The organism is Bacillus sp. CPT56D-587-MTF (assembly GCF_058792335.1).
Genome location: NZ_JBYTEF010000001.1, coordinates 928150 through 943881 on the forward strand (window position 1 = coordinate 928150; position 15732 = coordinate 943881).

The following is a 15732-nucleotide window of genomic DNA, read 5'->3' on the forward strand; positions in this document are numbered from 1 at the left end:
TAATTATCTCCCCCCTAAGTAATAAAAGTATGATTGCGATAATAAGAGCTTACCAAACAACTGCAGCAGCTTTCATATCTTTTTTGATGTATTCCTTAATAGTAAAGATTGCAACGTCAACTGTAGCAGCTGCAATAGATAAACCACCTGCTGAAATAATTGCAGCAATTGTTGATGCTGCGATGATGCCATAACCTACTGAATCAACTGCATTAACGATTGCCTCTCCCATTGGTTTACCTACACCAAAGAATCCCATAGCCTCAAACATTCTAAGCACCTCCTTTTAAAAAATATAATGTATGTAAGTCGCGAACTTAAAAACTATATCATACAAATCTTTAATCAAAAACAATTAAAAAGTATATTGATAAAGGTCAAAAAATATGAACATCTTGAAAAAAATTAGGATAAAATTAAGAATTGGTTTTGTTTTAACATGCATGATTTTAAAGAAACTTATCAATTAAAGGAGGCCTATTATGCAATTAACTATCATTCCCCATCCAAAACGGAAGAAAAAATGGATTATTATCGGAGTTATTGCACTAATTGTTATTGTAGCGGCAATTAATATTTTTGTTATGCAAGGTAAGAAGAAGGGGGCATCAACAAATGCTGATGCTGTAAGTTTTGAGAAAGTGACAGAGCGTAAGTTGAATAATACAAAGTTAATTTCTGGTCAGGTGAAGCCTGGTAATATCGAAAGCTTCTATGCAGATCCGGCCAAAGGAAAAGTGAAAGATATTGAGGTAAAAGAAGGGCAAGAGGTAGAAAAAGGTACGAAGTTATTCTCTTATGACAATGAAGAGATTAACCTTCAAATGAAGCAAGCTGAGCTTGATCAGAAGATGGCAGATATGCGTTATGATCAAGGAAAGAAAAAGATTGATTCGCTCAAGAAAGAAATTAAGAAGGCAAAAGATAGCGGAGCTGGGAAAGAAGTAACAGATCCGATGGAAGAGCAAGTAAACGAATTAGAGATTGCTCAAAAGACAACTGATCTTGAGAAAGAAAAAGGGAAGTTGCAGAAAGAAGAGTTAAGTAAGAAGCAGAAAGAGCTTACGATTTATAGTAATTTCGCTGGTGTTGTTCAAAAGTTAGATAAAGATGCGGCACAAAGTTCATCTCAAGCGTTAGGTGGTCAAGGAAAATCGTTTTTACAAGTAGCTTCTAAAGACCCATTCCAAGTTCAAGGTACGTTAACTGAGCTTCAGAAGTCACAAATTCAAAAGGATCAAACATTCAATGTAACAGCGAAAGCAAATAATAAGAAGAAGTGGACAGGTAAGATTACAGAGGTAAGTGAGTTCCCAACGAGTGCAGAGATGGCGCAAGCTGGCGGCATGGGTGAAGCAACTCAAAATATGTCTCAGTATACATATAAAGCAAGTCTTGATAGTCAAGACGGTTTATCTCCAGGTTACCACGTTTCTCTGCAAGTAAACTTAGAGAATAAGACGATGATTGCTGTTCCAAGTAAAAGCATTGTAGAAAAAGGCGAGGATGCATTTGTTTATGTTGAGGAAAAAGGGAAGCTTCGTAAACAAAATGTGAAAAAAGGTTCTACTGATGGAGACTGGACAGAGGTTGTAGAAGGCGTAACAGTGGGGCAAAAGGTGGTTAAAAATCCTTCCGACGATGTGTATGACGGAATGGAAGTGAAAGAGAAATGATTACGTTAAATAATATTGCTAAAACATATTATCAAGGAAAATTGGCGGTGCCGATTTTGCATGGTATTAGTTTAACGATTCAGAGCGGTGAGTTCGTTTCGATTATGGGACCGTCTGGTTCTGGTAAGTCAACGCTTATGAATATTATTGGTTGCTTAGATCGTCCAACAGAAGGCGAATATAAGCTGAATGACGTGAATATCTTAACAGCAGACGAGTCAAAGCTTGCTTTAATTCGTAATGAATATATTGGGTTTGTATTTCAGCACTTTAATTTACTGCCTCGTCTTTCCGCGGTGGAAAATGTTGAGCTTCCGCTCGTATATGGTGGTGTGAAGAAAGCGGAGCGTCGTAAGCGCGCTTTGGAGGCGTTAGGTAAAGTTGGATTGGCAGATCGCGTGCATCATTTACCGAACGAATTGTCAGGTGGACAGAAGCAACGTGTAGCGATTGCAAGAGCGATTGCAAATAATCCGACGTTCATTATGGCCGATGAACCAACTGGTGCACTTGATACGAAGTCTGGTGAGCAAGTTATGGATATTTTCACGAAGCTTAATGCAGAAGGCACAACAATTGTTATGGTTACGCATGAAGAGGAAGTAGCAGCGTATTCTTCCCGCCGCATTGTACTGCGGGACGGGAAAGTTACAGAAGATAGAAGGTGTGCGGTATGAGTTTACTAGATAGTATAAAAATTGCCCTCTCTTCTATTTTAGCTCATAAATTGCGTTCAGCTCTTACGATGCTCGGTATTATTATCGGGGTAGGTTCAATTATTACTGTCGTTGCGATTGGGCAAGGCGGGGAAGCTGCATTGAAATCGCAGTTTGTTGGGGCAGGTAATCAAACGGTTCCGATTCATTATAGTGCAGATATAAACGATCCTTTTGGTATGGGAATGGTAGAAGCACCGAAGATAACTGAAGAAGACATTTTTGAAATTAAAAAAATTCCAGAAATCGCACATGTGGTAACAACAAATTCAACCATGGAACCACTGGATATTGAAGATAAAAAAGAAATGGTGAGTATTACTGGATTAGATAGTGAGTACTTTGCAGTAAATAAAGTAAAGTTGTTAAAGGGACGTTCTTTACAAGAATCAGATGTGGATCAAGGTAATAACGTTGTCATGATTAGTAAACAAATGGAAGAAAAGGTGTTTAAGGATACCAATCCAGTCGGTAAAATTATTGAAATGAAAGGTCAACCGATGCAAATTATTGGTGTCTACAAATCAGATAATGAGTTTATGGGAATGGGACCATCAGAAGCACTAGTGCCAATTTCATTATGGCCGACACTGTATGGAAAAGATGAAATTCAAAATATTTCTGTTCAAGCAAAAAATGTAGATAATCTAGAAAAAGCAGGTAAAAAAGCTGCAGATGTTTTAAATAGTCGTAAACCGACTGATGCAACTGGTAAATACGAAGTTATGAATTTAAAAAAAATTCAAGAAGGTATTTCGAAGATGACCGGTATTATGACAATGATCATCGGTGGTATCGCTGGTATTTCATTAGTCGTTGGTGGAATTGGTGTTATGAACATCATGCTTGTATCTGTAACGGAGCGTACGCGTGAAATTGGTGTACGTAAAGCACTCGGGGCAACGCGTAGTAAAATTTTATTACAGTTTTTAATTGAAGCAGTTATGTTAACACTTCTAGGTGGTTTAATCGGAATTGGTCTTGGTTATGGCGGAGCGTATATCGTTTCTACATTCGCAAAATGGCCACCACTCGTTTCATGGGAAGTTGTCGTTGGAGGCGTACTGTTCTCGATGACACTCGGTATTATTTTCGGATTAATTCCAGCGAACAAAGCTGCGAAATTAGATCCAATTGAAGCATTGCGTTATGAATAATTAATAGTGTAGTAGAACTACACATTACCGTTCTAGTGGGCGGTTCGTAGCCTCTTGCGAGGAAGTGAACCGCCCGTTAGAACGGGTTATATAAATAGAGGGAGGCGTTATAATGGAAGCCAATATTAATACGCAAGATGTAGGTGCGAAGAAGCCATCATTATTAGGAATGATTACTTCTCCAGGTGAGCAATTTGAGAGAATGAAGGCGAGCGAGAAAGTTTGGGGTATGTTCTTTTTAGTTACATTGTTACAAGGGCTTGTAGGTGGTTTGACAACATATGTTGTGAACACGTCACCTGAAATGATTAAAATGCAGAAAGAATTAGGTGAACTTGCTGGTAAGGGTTCAATAACATCAGAAGTTATTTATGGAATTGGATCTGGTTTTGTTGGAGCGATGATTGGAGCGCTATTTGTAGTGGCTATTTATAAAGTATTTATGATGTTCTTTGGAAATGATACGTCTTATAAGAAGTTATTAACGATTGTTGTATATACTAATATTATTCTTATTATTGGTGGACTTATTAATGGTATTATAGCCCTAATTTTAGATGGTGGAGCAACCCAGTATACAAGTTTAGGACCATTATTTGACCAAGGTTCACTTGCATATGGAATAGGTAATACAATTGAATTGTTCTATTTATGGAATTTGGTTTTAATTTGGTTAGGGTTACAAATTACAGCTGGATTAAGTAAAGTGAAAGCAGCTATTCCAATTATTGTTTTATTCATTATTAAAGCGGTATTCTTAGCAGCAATTTTGGTATTAATAGCTAAGTTTTTACCAGGTATGCCAATATAAATAAATTATATGTATTATAAATAAGTTCAGTGAAAATTAGCAATATTATTAACCGGTGCTTTAATATAAAATGTGCCGGTTAATTTGTCTTCGAATGATGTTTAAATGTAGGTAATCTTGTGGAGAACAGATACTCAAATAATAAATGTATCGTCAAAATAGAACTTGTCCATTAATTTATTTACAATCCCGTTGAAATAAGCGAATTTACCCTTGTTCATTTTTGTGCCCGCTTTAATTTTCATAATAAACTCTTTAATAGCTTTTAAGCCGATAGTAAGTTCCTGGTCTTTAGTAAATGCTTTATCACCTGTTGTATGGTTAATGATTTTATTACACTGTCTTACGACCTTCCACAGTTCTTGAATGGTTTTAGATTCACTGTAAAAAGAGCCAACTAAAGAAATAAAACGTTCTGGTACCCAATGAGCAACAAAGTCAGCTTGTTCAATATTCTCTTCTGGAGTATTGCTATTCTCATTACTGTTACGTTTGTTTATATCTTTTATATTTTGTTTTAAGGAAACAGGTTTTATTTTAATGGTAGGACACTTTGGAGGACTTTTTATACCTACCTTGTCGGACACTTCTTCCACAATCGGTTGAATGATAATAGCATTTGAAGTTTGTAACATATCTTTTGTACGCTTCATTGCTACTTGATTAATCATCTTTAGATCCACAAGTTTCTTCATAAGACGTTGCACAGTTTTATAGGAAACTTTCATTTTTTCAGCTATACTATTTTTGCATAGGAAACTCACACCTACATATTTGCAGCTGTGGCGCTTTAACAGTTCAAGTAATCTAAGGAGTTTAGCTTGTACATCGGTACGCTTAATAGACATACGGATTGTGTCTCTGTATGTGCGTACCGTTTGATTTAGTTCTTCCACATCTTTGAATGAGGATAAGTTGTGGAAGGATTCTTCATTTGCGATAACATTGATTTTCTTTTTCATAGACTAAGAGCTCCTTTGTATAAACAAAAAGCAACGTCACCAATAATTTGGTAAACGTTGCTAAAGAAACCCTACATGATGTACAATAATTCATGAGAGTATGGCAAGTGTTTACCTGGTTGTGTCAGGTGGACGGTATATATAGTGTTGGTCGCACTGTACATACACGCTGTACTTTTTGTTATTAAAATTTAACCTTGTAGGAATACATCATACATAAGTGATTTTCTAATAGTGGGGCTGCCCACAATTTGCCCACATACTAATCATTTTGTAACTTTTTTAATCTGTAACAGTAAAAAACGTAAAGTAAATCATTGTTGATTTATAAGGGTTTTGATAAGTTTTTCGGTTAGTATCTTAAGGCGAAAAAGAAAAAGTATTTCTATAAGCAAATGGATTGATTTTGGTGGTGGTTGAAATGAATCGAAATTGGGAAGAATTTTTAGCACCTTACCACCAAGCGGTGGCAGAGCTAAAAGTGAAACTAAAAGGAATGCGTACTCAATTTGCAATGTTAACAGAGCATTCTCCAATTGAGTTTGTAACAGGAAGGGTAAAGTCGGTTGCAAGTATTATTGATAAAGCGGAGAAGAGAAATGTACCGCTAGACCGATTGAGAGAAGATATGCAGGATATTGCTGGGCTTAGAATGATGTGTCAATTTGTTGATGAGATTAAGCCTGTTGTAGAATATCTTCGAAAACGAAATGACTTTGAAATCGTGGAAGAACGTGATTATGTCACGCAAAAGAAAGATAGCGGTTATCGTTCTTATCATGTTGTCATTAGTTATCCTGTTCAAACGATTCAAGGTGAACAAAAAGTATTGGTAGAAATCCAAATACGCACGCTAGCAATGAACTTTTGGGCAACAATTGAGCATTCTTTAAATTATAAATATAGTGGACGTTTTCCTGAAGATATTAAAATACGATTGCAACGTGCAGCTGAAGCGGCGTTTTTATTAGATGAAGAAATGTCTTCTATTCGTCTTGAAATTCAAGAAGCGCAAAAGGCTTTTTCAAGAAAGCAAGAAACGAAAGATTCCGAATCATAAACTAAAGGGTGTTGGGCGATGAAATTTACAATTATGTCAAAGGGAGATCAATCATCAGATACACTGGCAAGCACGATGAAAGAGTACTTGCTAGATTTTGGATTTATAATGGATGAAAAGGAACCCGATATTGTAATTTCTGTTGGGGGAGATGGAACGCTTTTATATGCGTTTCATCGTTATTATAATCGATTGGATGAAACAGCATTTGTTGGTGTACATACAGGACATCTAGGTTTCTATGCAGATTGGTTACCGACAGAAGTAGAGAAATTAGTAATTGCGATTGCGAAAACACCATTCCAAGTGGTGGAATATCCGCTTTTAGAAGTTATTATTCGCTATGTGAATGGAAGTAAAGAGTCACAGTATTTAGCGATGAATGAGGCGACTGTAAAAAGTGCAGAAGGTACATTAGTAACAGAAGTAGAAATACGCGGAGAATATTTTGAAACATTCCGCGGAGATGGCCTTTGTATCTCTACTCCTTCAGGAAGTACCGCGTATAATAAAGCGCTTGGCGGAGCAATTATTCACCCATCTATTGAAGCGATTCAAATTGCAGAAATGGCGTCCATTAACAATCGTGTATTTCGTACTGTAGGATCGCCACTCGTATTGCCGAAGCATCATACATGTGTGTTAAAGCCAGCTGCAGGAATGAACTTACAAATTACAGTGGATCATTTAACGATGGTTCATCAAGATGTGAAATCAATCCAGTATCGCGTCGCAAACGAGAAAGTACGATTTGTTCGTTTCCGCCCATTCCCGTTCTGGAAACGAGTTCGTGACTCGTTTGTTGCAGATAAATAGAAAGGGTTATATATTTGAACAGATTTACATTGAAATGGGATATAGGGCCGGCTGAAGAGGGAACTTTAGTTAGGGAATTTTTGAAAACGAAAGGTATTTCTAAAGCCGCTTTAACGGATATAAAGTTTCATGGCGGAGCAATTGAAGTAAATGGTCAACATGCGAGTGTTCGTCATCAGTTGCGTGCTGGTGAAGAATTACGTGTCTTTTTTCCAGTGGAGGAAAGAAGTGAAGGGATGATGGCAGAAGATATTCCTTTATGCATTATATATGAAGATGACGCGGTTCTTATCATTAATAAAGAGGCGAATATGTCAACGATTCCGTCTAGAGAACATCCGGCAGGAAGTGTTGCCAATGCGCTGTTATCTCATTATGATAAGCAGCATCTTGCAAGTACAGTGCACATCGTAACACGTTTAGATCGTGATACTTCGGGGCTTATGCTTATTGCAAAAAATCGTTTCGTGCATCACCTTTTATCGAAGCAGCATCAACAAAAAGCTGTGAAACGAACGTATGAAGCAATTGTTCACGGAAAGATTGTAGAACGAGAAGGAATGATTGATGCACCAATTGGTCGAAAATCTGATAGCATTATTGAGCGAATGGTTTGTGAGGATGGACAAAGGGCAGTTACTCATTTTAAAGTAATTGATAGTACATATCATAAGACACATGTAGCGCTTGAGCTTGAGACAGGAAGAACGCATCAAATTCGTGTGCATATGGCTCATATAGGACATCCATTACTTGGTGATAGCTTATATGGAGGGAGAAGGGATGAAATGAAACGGCAAGCACTTCATAGTAAATCTTTGACGTTTTATCATCCTATTTTAGAGAAAGAGATGTCTTTCACTATAAAGCTTCCAAGCGATATGCAAGAAGTGTTGCGGCATACTTAAAAAGGGAACAAAATTCTTATATTATAAAGAATTTTGTTCCCTTTTTTCTTAGCGGAATAATATTAAAATTTGGTTTTCACCCGTACGCTTTATAACGAAAAATCCACTTTCGGCTTTTGTAGCAATGCCATTGTCATTTGGAAGACAAAATCCATGTGCTTCGCAAGTTCCGTCATCACGTACTAACATTTGTCCAATTAATCCGACAGGAAGCCACTCGGCGCGATCTTTTCTTGCTACATATTTGCGAGTTGGATCCCATTCTGTATTTAAAAGAGGTTGTATTTCTTCGGTTTCCGTCCATACATATTGGCGTTTTCCAAAGTTATCTGTTTTATAACGTTTTTCCCAACTTAAAGCCCCGCTATTTCCTATAAGGGCAGGGGTTGCACTAGATATTCCTAAAATGAACGAGTCGTGTGAAGTAGCTATCCGAATTTTTTCTTCGCTACTAAATGTAACGAAATAACCGACATCAATAGGTTTATGATCTTCGGTTTCAAACATTTGTGCAAAATCCGTTCCACTTGCATTGTAAGACGCACCCTCAATGTACATTTCTCCATTATGGGCAAGCCATTTAGCCCCGATATTATGGTCGGTGTCGCTTACACCATTTGCAATAAACCAAGAATAAGCTTCTTCTGCAGTGCCGAAGCGCCCCATAATATGGCTACCTGCAAAATGAGCTGTTGATGTATGATGACCTTCCGCATGAGAAGAGGATCCGTTAGCGATAGTTGCGGTTCCTTCTGCGTGTGCTGCTTCGCCTAAAGCAATCGTCTGTTTACCCTCTGCATGAGAATAAGCTCCGCCTGCTGTTGTTTCACTTCCCTCACTATGCGAACTATGTCCAGTTGCTTTTGAGTTTGATCCCTCTGCATGAGAGAAAGAACCTTTTGCGTGTGTTAATAAGCCTTCCGCATGTGCTGCCATGCCCTCCGCATGAGAGTGAAGCCCTTCCGCATATGCATATCGGCCGCCCCTTTTAACTTTTGTATTTTCAGGTGTAGGTGTCTCAATTATGAGTGGTTTTTCAGTTTGTATATCATTCGATGAAGCCAATGCCTCTTTTATTTTTTTTACTTTGTTTATAATAGCAGCTGGAATTTCTGGTTCCACTTTTTTATTTATTGCTACAGAAATATTTTCTTCCGTCTTTTCTTCTGTTTGATTAGAATGTATTACCTGTTCATCTTGATTTGAGAGCTGTTTATTTTTTTGTTGCATCTTTATTTTTCTGCGATCGATTATGCGGCTCATCACAGCATTTTCTAAAGAGACATATGTTGGTTTTACTTTGCTTTTTTTTGATGACTCTTGTTCTTCCAGTTCTTCTATCGCTGCAGCCCGAATACTACACCAGTTGTTAATTCCGTACATGGGCAGATATAAAGGGGGAAATTTTCTTTTTTGTTTAGAAGATTTTTTCTTCATTCTGTCACCTCCTGCGACATTATATGTAGTGTAATTAAAAAAAGATGCACTTTATTGCATCTTTTTTTAATTACTTTACCTAGTTTTATATGAGATCTGCCTAAATAATACGGTAATCTTTCGCTAAGTAAGGTAGTTATGAAATTGGACGGAATTTCTCAGCGACAAAAGGTAAAGAAGAAGGAACAGAGATAGTCTCCATTTCAGGATAACGTAATCCGGTTAATTTGCCACCAAATACAGCGCCAGTATCAATATTGACTGTCTGATTGACGAATCGAGGTTCTGCTACTGGTGTATGTCCATATACAATCCAAGCTTGTCCCTTGTATTCTTGTGCCCAATCGCGACGGACAGGTGAGCCATCGGCATGCTTTTCTCCTGTAATATCGCCATATAATACAAAGGTTTGTACTTTTTTATCTTGTCTACCTATGTAATCTTGCCGAATTCCAGCGTGACATACGATTACTCTTTTTTCATCTAGAATGTGGTAGAGCGGTGATTGTTCATAAAGAGTGATAAACTTTTCTTTTATAATGTTTTGCTTATGAGAAGGAAGTGCCTCATATTCAGCAACAGTTGTTTCAAGTCCGTGAGCGACTGTTACATTACGCCCAAGGAAAAATCGATATAGTTTATTACAGTGATTTCCAGGAGCGTAATAAGCTTCTTTTTTATGTATGACAAGTTCCCATACAATTTCAATCATACGTAATGAATGAGGACCACGGTCTGTAATATCGCCAACGAATGCAAGTTTACGTTGGTCAGGGTGAACCGGTAGACCGCTACTCCAGTTATATCCTAGCTTCTCCGTTAAATTTTGAAACTCTTGGAAGCATCCATGAATATCTCCTATAATGTCATATTTCATATTTAAACCTCCATCGTATTTTTCATTAGTATATCTAAAAAAGGATAGAGATAAAAATATAGCGTTTTTGTGTTGTTCATTTAAACATAAAGATTTTCGTTCTTGAGCGAACATTTAAAATGAATCCAATCGCAATCATGTATGTAAGCAGTGAACTTCCTCCGTAACTCATAAGAGGTAATGTTATCCCTGTAATGGGGAGTAATCCGATTGTCATCCCGATATTTTGGAATACTTGGAAAGTAAACATTCCGATTGTACCAGCGCAAATGTAACTACCGAAAGGGTCATTACTTTCTAAAGCAATATGAATCATTCGAAAAATGAGTAAGAAAAAAAGAGAAATAATGACACTTGCGCCTAGAAATCCAAATTGTTCAGCGACATTAGTGAAAATAAAATCTGTATGTGGTTCTGGAAAATATACTTGTCCATTTTCCCACCCTTTTCCTTGCATTTCTCCGGATCCAGTCGCTAAGAATGCTTGTCTTAATTGATAGCCTTGTGCATCATATTTGTAAGGTGCTAACCATCCGTAGAAGCGATTTAATTGATATTCTTTTAAAATGTGTGCTTTAAAGAAATCTGTGTGAGTAAAAAAAATATATATTAATGTAGATCCAGCAACGAAAGTACCTGAAACTAATCCGAAAATAAAACGCCATCGGATGCCAGAAACTAGTATCATTGCTGCAAGCATCGCTGAAATGACCATTGTGTTTCCTAAATCTGGTTCTTTTGCAATAAGTAGTAGTGGTGGCAAGCTTGTCGCAAATATTTTTCCAAGTAGTAAAAAATCATCATGTATCGTTTGGGAAAAATATTTCTCATTATGATTTGCTATAATTCGTCCAATGACGATAATTAAAAATAATTTCATAATTTCAGAAGGCTGAAAATTTCCGATGCCTGGGAGCCTGTACCAAGCGGTAGCGCCTTTAATTGTAACGGCACCTGGTACTTGAAGTTCTAGTCCAATAAGTAGTACCATTGCAAAGCTGTACAAATACCAAGCAATTTTTTGATAACGATCGAAGTCGATAATCATAATAACACCAATGGCTATAAATCCAATGAAATACCATTGGATTTGCTTTAGTACAAAATTGACGTTTTGTAAAAATGGCGGTAAAGAGGCTTGCGCACTTGCAATAGCACAACAACTAACAATCCCAATGGCAAATAAAATAAATAGTAATACGTAGTCTATTTGATATTGAGAATTTGGATCTTTCAATGTAGGTATTCCTTTCTACTGCTCTTTATAGTAATGGATTTTATCCCGCATTAATGGGCAGTAAGCCCCCCACCTCAAAATTCAGCGAAAGCGAAGAAGTTAGGTGGGGGATCAACTGGCCGTAAAAGCCCGATTGGTGAGAGCTGATTAAAGTTTCACTTTATAGTATGAGAAAGAATGTATGAACTATACGAATGATTCACATATAGTCCATACACTTTTAATTTTGCAGAGTAGTTTAATTGTTTAGCTCTTTAATAATTATATCCAAACAATGAGAGAGACGTACATGTGCGTCAGGAAAAATATCTAGTTGATGAAGATAGTATTTTAAGGAACTTTTACACCATTGGTAAGCACTAAGTAGAGCTGCTCTATAGTCCGTAGTATTTTGTAAAAAGCCATATTCTTTTGCTGTTATAACAAGGTGTGTGAAATCTTCACAACCTTGAAGGAGCTTATTGTGTATTTGTTGTCCAGCATGGTAGCGAAATTGACTTAAAGGCTCAGAAATGTATATTGCATTTCCTTTAGAAAGTAAAGAAATCCATGAGGCCATATCAACACTACAAGAATATTGTCGCTCTTTAAGGGTGCCAAAAGGTTCAGTGAGCAATTCCTTTCGGAACAAAGTAGTTGTAGGCTCACCGATAATGTTGTGTCCGCCCTTTAACATCCAATTACCTAAAAATATCCCGTTTAATGGGGTGTCTTCACTATATAACCTTTGTGTTGGATGGGAATCACCTATTAGATTTCCATGATCATCAATGCGTACTCGATAAGAAGTAACAAGAGCAAGATTTTTATTGGGATCTTGCTCAAAATAGGTCATCATTTTTTGTATTTTATGCTTATAAAACACGTCATCGTCCATTAAAAAATTTATATACTCACCATTTGATTTTTCTATGAGCATAAGGTCATTGTGAAATTGTCCTAGAGTAGGGGTATTTCGAATGTATGTTATATTTTTATAATTTGGTAAGTATTGTTCACGTATTAAAGTTGCTGTTTCATCATTTGTACTATCATCTCCGATGATGATTTCAATATTTGAATAAGTTTGTGCCAATGCACTTTCTAGAGCAATTTTGAAATAATGAGGCCGATTATAAGTAGGAATAAGGATGGAAACGAGAGGTGGATTTTTTTCATTCATCATACATAACTTCCTTTCAGAAGCTTTTTTTTGTAAGAACAATATCTTGGTAACTTGTATATTCATGTCTGCCGCACCATAAACCGTAATGCGGCTTATTGATTATTTCTAGGCCGTACTTATTCAATAGATTGCAAATATCTGTCTCAGGATAAGCAACTGCGAAATTCGGAATATCTTTATTTACAACGTAGCAATTTTCGATTCGATGATAAAAACCTAATGTACTTTGTCCTGCATTTAAATAATAGGACGATTCAGGGTTTATAAGAAAGAATGTAATGAAACATCTCCCGTCTTTTTTTAATACACGTACAATTTCAGATACGTAATGTTCTAATTCTTTTGGGAGAAGATGTGTAAATACAGAAGTTAAAAAGATAAAATCGAATGTTCCGTCTTCATAGGGAAAACGATATTGAGAGGCATCTTCTTTTCCTTCCGGATTATAGAATTGATTGTATATGTCAACATGTTCAAAGTGAAAATTATTACGCATAGTTGAAATGTTATTTTGACACCAAGTAATTCCATCTTTAAACAAATCAAATCCATAATACGCTCCATCATCATTTAAGTAATTCATTAATGGTACAGCCATTCGGCCGACACCGCAGCCTACATCTAATACTTTTTCATTTGATTTTAAAGCGCCAATTTGAATAAAATGCTTTAGGAACTCTTTTCCAACCTTTTTGAAGTCGCCACCTACATATTGGACGAGTTCAGGAGGGGGGAGTAAAGTCATTTCTTTGTTAAATTCGCTCATGAGTATACCCCTTTCTTATGTGAGAATATGCAGTAACTCTATTAATAAAATTTCAATTTGTAGTGAGAGAACACAGGAAAACAATTATTATATGTAGGGAGATTCCGAAAAAGAATACTTAATTGGATCAGAAGTAAGAGAAGAATGAGTGAAAATGGAATCTCCTATAGATTAAATCTTTTTTATTCTTTTCTCCAATAAACGCCAAATACATCAATTTTAGTAATAGGGGCTTTTAAATTCCGTTGATTTCTAAAGTCTGTCACAGCCTCAGCGCATGGTGGTAGCCCGTAGTCATCGATAATTATATAGCCACCTTTAGAAACTTTATCATATAAGTTCACGAGACCATCCATGGTGGATTCATACATATCACCATCAAGCCGTGCAATTGCTATTTTTTCAATTGGTGCTGTTGGTAAAGTATCTTTAAACCAACCTTTTAAAAATTTCACTTGATCATTTAGTAAATCATATTTTTTGAAATTCTCTTGTACTTGTTCTAAAGAGACGCGTAAGTAATCGAATGTGTGTAAATAATCACCGTAATCTTTTGGATATTGCTCTAGATTCGGTGCTGGCAAACCTTCAAATGAATCTGCAACCCACACATTACGATCCGTAATGTTGTTTGCTTGTAAAAAACCATTCATAAAAATGCATGATCCTCCGCGCCATACACCTGTTTCAATAAAATCACCTTCTATATTTTCACGAACAACGGTTTCCATCGCCTCTTGTAATTGGTTCATACGTTCTCGACCAATCATGCTATGTGCTGCTCTTGGCCAATCCATTCCATCATGACGTTCACTTTTTGAGACATTTGGTTTTACAATTTTTAAGTTATGGTTTTCGGCATATTGCTTAATGAATAAAGGGAGGGGGACTGTAACTGGTTCGAATTCTAGTTCTTTCGAAATATGTAGAGATGCGGGTAAGTATGCCTCATATTCTAACCATATTTCAAATAAAATTGTCTTCTTTAGCAATTCGAGATAAAGCTGAACAGCAGATTTACTTTCCATATTTGTGCCTCCTGCAAAATGTCATACAACAATATGATTATGTAGGTACCGAATGTTTCATGATTGAATTTGAAATTGAAAAAAGCAGTAAAACTGATATCAGTTTTACTGCTAAGTAAAAATTAAGCAACCTTTTCAATAATAATGGATGCACTCGTGCCAAGAGCTAATGATAGCCCAAGCCCTGTAACAATTACTTCAACTAATGATGGAGTTGTCGTAATTTGCGTAATTGCTTGAATAACGATAGGTGCTCCGAGTGAGATTAAACTCGATCCAGTACCTGGTACAGGTACTCCATTCACTTGGATTGTAAGACCTCCTAATAGACTTGCAGTTGCAGTGTTAGCGATAACAGTGATTTTATAGAATCCAGTTTCACTAATTACGAAAGTATCAGCATCTAATTGAGAAATTGCTGTACCAAACTGAGATCCAACAGTATTAAATGGTACTGGATCATTAATTCCTAAATCTAAAGAAATCCCACCGGAGTTAAATGCGTATAGTCCTGCTGGAAGTCCTAGTCCTGATGGTCCAGTCGGTCCAGTCGGTCCAGTAGCCCCAGTCGGTCCAGTAGCTCCAGTGTCACCAGTCGGCCCCGTAGGTCCAGTAGCCCCAGTGTCACCAGTCGGCCCCGTAGGTCCAGTAGCCCCAGTGTCACCAGTCGGCCCCGTAGGTCCAGTAGTCCCAGTGTCACCAGTCGGTCCAGTCGGTCCAGTCGGTCCAGTCGGTCCAGTCGGTCCAGTCGGCCCCGTAGGTCCAGTCGGTCCAGTTGGCCCGGTAGGTACAGTCGGCCCCGTAGGTCCAGTCGGCCCAGTCGGCCCGGTCGGCCCAGTCGGAAGGGTAAACGGTGGTATCGGTGGTAATGTAGGTCCTACAAGATTAGGGTCAAATGCACTAGCTGATAAAGATTCATCGGGATTTAATCCATTTGAATAATTATTATTTGACATAAATTCACCTCCATAAAGCGTTCATTATATAGTAGATGCAAAACCGAAAGAAAATGACACGGACATTTGAATTATTGAAAAGAAATCTTAAACTACTTGAACAATTTAAAAAAATGGAAAGTTTAGTATATGTATAACATATGATTGATTTGGAAGAGGG

16 protein-coding genes are annotated in these 15732 nt (G+C 37.1%); 7 read left to right on the forward strand and 9 right to left on the reverse strand.

Translation table 11 applies throughout. The annotated features are described in order from the left end of the window. Positions 1-49 precede the first annotated feature (49 nt). Positions 50-271 (reverse strand): uberolysin/carnocyclin family circular bacteriocin, encoded by a 222-nt coding sequence (locus AC3WVZ_RS04865; protein ID WP_233936133.1) that lies wholly within the window; start codon positions 269-271, stop codon positions 50-52. Positions 272-482: 211 nt separating this feature from the next. Between AC3WVZ_RS04865 and AC3WVZ_RS04870 the strand changes: the two genes are divergently transcribed. The 4 genes from AC3WVZ_RS04870 (at position 483) to yknW (ending at position 4360) form a co-directional block, all read left to right on the forward strand. Continuing rightward, a complete protein-coding gene (locus AC3WVZ_RS04870) occupies positions 483-1676 on the forward strand; it encodes an efflux RND transporter periplasmic adaptor subunit (RefSeq protein WP_233936134.1) in 1194 nt (397 codons plus the stop codon). After that, entirely contained in the window at positions 1673-2353 is a 681-nt protein-coding gene (locus tag AC3WVZ_RS04875; protein WP_000631619.1) for an ABC transporter ATP-binding protein, read from the forward strand. Before AC3WVZ_RS04870 ends, AC3WVZ_RS04875 begins: the two co-directional genes overlap by 4 nt. After that, positions 2350-3549: an ABC transporter permease gene (locus tag AC3WVZ_RS04880; RefSeq protein ID WP_233936136.1), complete on the forward strand. Its 1200-nt coding sequence runs from the start codon at positions 2350-2352 to the stop codon at positions 3547-3549. The genes AC3WVZ_RS04875 and AC3WVZ_RS04880 overlap by 4 nt, the downstream gene beginning before the upstream one ends. Before the next feature lie 112 nt (positions 3550-3661). Next, the gene (gene yknW, locus AC3WVZ_RS04885; RefSeq protein WP_233936137.1) at positions 3662-4360 is read left to right on the forward strand and encodes a YknW family membrane protein; all 699 of its coding nucleotides are present in this window, start codon (positions 3662-3664) and stop codon (positions 4358-4360) included. Positions 4361-4494: 134 nt separating this feature from the next. Here the strand turns inward: yknW and AC3WVZ_RS04890 are convergent, their stop codons facing one another. Next, positions 4495-5322 (reverse strand): helix-turn-helix domain-containing protein, encoded by an 828-nt coding sequence (locus AC3WVZ_RS04890; RefSeq protein WP_233936139.1) that lies wholly within the window; start codon positions 5320-5322, stop codon positions 4495-4497. A gap of 421 nt (positions 5323-5743) precedes the next feature. Here AC3WVZ_RS04890 and yjbM point away from each other — a divergent pair, with 421 nt between their 5' ends. The 3 genes from yjbM to AC3WVZ_RS04905 are packed head-to-tail and all read left to right on the forward strand — an operon-like array spanning position 5744 to position 8106. Next, positions 5744-6382 carry a GTP diphosphokinase gene (yjbM, locus tag AC3WVZ_RS04895; RefSeq protein WP_001081482.1) on the forward strand — a complete coding sequence of 213 codons (639 nt, stop codon included), beginning with the start codon at positions 5744-5746 and terminating at the stop codon, positions 6380-6382. Between the two features lie 18 nt (positions 6383-6400). Beyond that, positions 6401-7198, forward strand: coding sequence for an NAD kinase (locus AC3WVZ_RS04900; RefSeq protein ID WP_000673190.1), 798 nt, complete (start codon positions 6401-6403; stop codon positions 7196-7198). Positions 7199-7212: 14 nt separating this feature from the next. Further along, the gene (locus AC3WVZ_RS04905; protein ID WP_001079134.1) at positions 7213-8106 is read left to right on the forward strand and encodes an RluA family pseudouridine synthase; all 894 of its coding nucleotides are present in this window, start codon (positions 7213-7215) and stop codon (positions 8104-8106) included. Positions 8107-8154: 48 nt separating this feature from the next. Here the strand turns inward: AC3WVZ_RS04905 and AC3WVZ_RS04910 are convergent, their stop codons facing one another. The 7 genes from AC3WVZ_RS04910 to AC3WVZ_RS04940 form a co-directional block, all read right to left on the reverse strand. Continuing rightward, on the reverse strand, positions 8155-9543 hold the full coding sequence (locus AC3WVZ_RS04910; RefSeq protein ID WP_000730518.1) for a peptidase G2 autoproteolytic cleavage domain-containing protein: 1389 nt from the start codon (positions 9541-9543) through the stop codon (positions 8155-8157). A gap of 136 nt (positions 9544-9679) precedes the next feature. Further along, complete coding sequence (gene prpE, locus AC3WVZ_RS04915; RefSeq protein WP_098583311.1) at positions 9680-10420, reverse strand: bis(5'-nucleosyl)-tetraphosphatase PrpE; 741 nt, start codon at positions 10418-10420, stop codon at positions 9680-9682. A gap of 76 nt (positions 10421-10496) precedes the next feature. Next, entirely contained in the window at positions 10497-11657 is a 1161-nt protein-coding gene (locus tag AC3WVZ_RS04920) for an FtsW/RodA/SpoVE family cell cycle protein (RefSeq protein ID WP_000654702.1), read from the reverse strand. 238 nt (positions 11658-11895) lie between these two features. Next, positions 11896-12822, reverse strand: a complete 927-nt coding sequence (locus tag AC3WVZ_RS04925; protein WP_000980807.1) for a glycosyltransferase family 2 protein — start codon at positions 12820-12822, stop codon at positions 11896-11898. A gap of 13 nt (positions 12823-12835) precedes the next feature. After that, on the reverse strand, positions 12836-13588 hold the full coding sequence (locus tag AC3WVZ_RS04930) for a class I SAM-dependent methyltransferase (RefSeq protein ID WP_001288765.1): 753 nt from the start codon (positions 13586-13588) through the stop codon (positions 12836-12838). Between the two features lie 182 nt (positions 13589-13770). Beyond that, entirely contained in the window at positions 13771-14616 is an 846-nt protein-coding gene (locus AC3WVZ_RS04935) for a TylF/MycF family methyltransferase (protein WP_000444381.1), read from the reverse strand. Positions 14617-14738: 122 nt separating this feature from the next. Continuing rightward, entirely contained in the window at positions 14739-15572 is an 834-nt protein-coding gene (locus AC3WVZ_RS04940; RefSeq protein ID WP_233936141.1) for a BclA C-terminal domain-containing protein, read from the reverse strand. Positions 15573-15732: the final 160 nt, after the last annotated feature.

Excerpts from the sequence above, each read along its gene's own strand:
- prpE (WP_098583311.1), bottom strand. The coding sequence starts at position 10,420 with ATGAAATATGACATTATAGGAGATATTCATGGATGCTTCCAAGAGTTT.
- AC3WVZ_RS04940 (WP_233936141.1), bottom strand. The coding sequence starts at position 15,572 with ATGTCAAATAATAATTATTCAAATGGATTAAATCCCGATGAATCTTTA.
- AC3WVZ_RS04935 (WP_000444381.1), bottom strand. The coding sequence starts at position 14,616 with ATGGAAAGTAAATCTGCTGTTCAGCTTTATCTCGAATTGCTAAAGAAG.
- AC3WVZ_RS04930 (WP_001288765.1), bottom strand. The coding sequence starts at position 13,588 with ATGAGCGAATTTAACAAAGAAATGACTTTACTCCCCCCTCCTGAACTC.
- AC3WVZ_RS04925 (WP_000980807.1), bottom strand. The coding sequence starts at position 12,822 with ATGATGAATGAAAAAAATCCACCTCTCGTTTCCATCCTTATTCCTACT.
- AC3WVZ_RS04900 (WP_000673190.1), top strand. The coding sequence starts at position 6,401 with ATGAAATTTACAATTATGTCAAAGGGAGATCAATCATCAGATACACTG.
- AC3WVZ_RS04880 (WP_233936136.1), top strand. The coding sequence starts at position 2,350 with ATGAGTTTACTAGATAGTATAAAAATTGCCCTCTCTTCTATTTTAGCT.
- AC3WVZ_RS04870 (WP_233936134.1), top strand. The coding sequence starts at position 483 with ATGCAATTAACTATCATTCCCCATCCAAAACGGAAGAAAAAATGGATT.
- AC3WVZ_RS04875 (WP_000631619.1), top strand. The coding sequence starts at position 1,673 with ATGATTACGTTAAATAATATTGCTAAAACATATTATCAAGGAAAATTG.
- AC3WVZ_RS04865 (WP_233936133.1), bottom strand. The coding sequence starts at position 271 with ATGTTTGAGGCTATGGGATTCTTTGGTGTAGGTAAACCAATGGGAGAG.
- AC3WVZ_RS04890 (WP_233936139.1), bottom strand. The coding sequence starts at position 5,322 with ATGAAAAAGAAAATCAATGTTATCGCAAATGAAGAATCCTTCCACAAC.
- yjbM (WP_001081482.1), top strand. The coding sequence starts at position 5,744 with ATGAATCGAAATTGGGAAGAATTTTTAGCACCTTACCACCAAGCGGTG.
- AC3WVZ_RS04910 (WP_000730518.1), bottom strand. The coding sequence starts at position 9,543 with ATGAAGAAAAAATCTTCTAAACAAAAAAGAAAATTTCCCCCTTTATAT.
- yknW (WP_233936137.1), top strand. The coding sequence starts at position 3,662 with ATGGAAGCCAATATTAATACGCAAGATGTAGGTGCGAAGAAGCCATCA.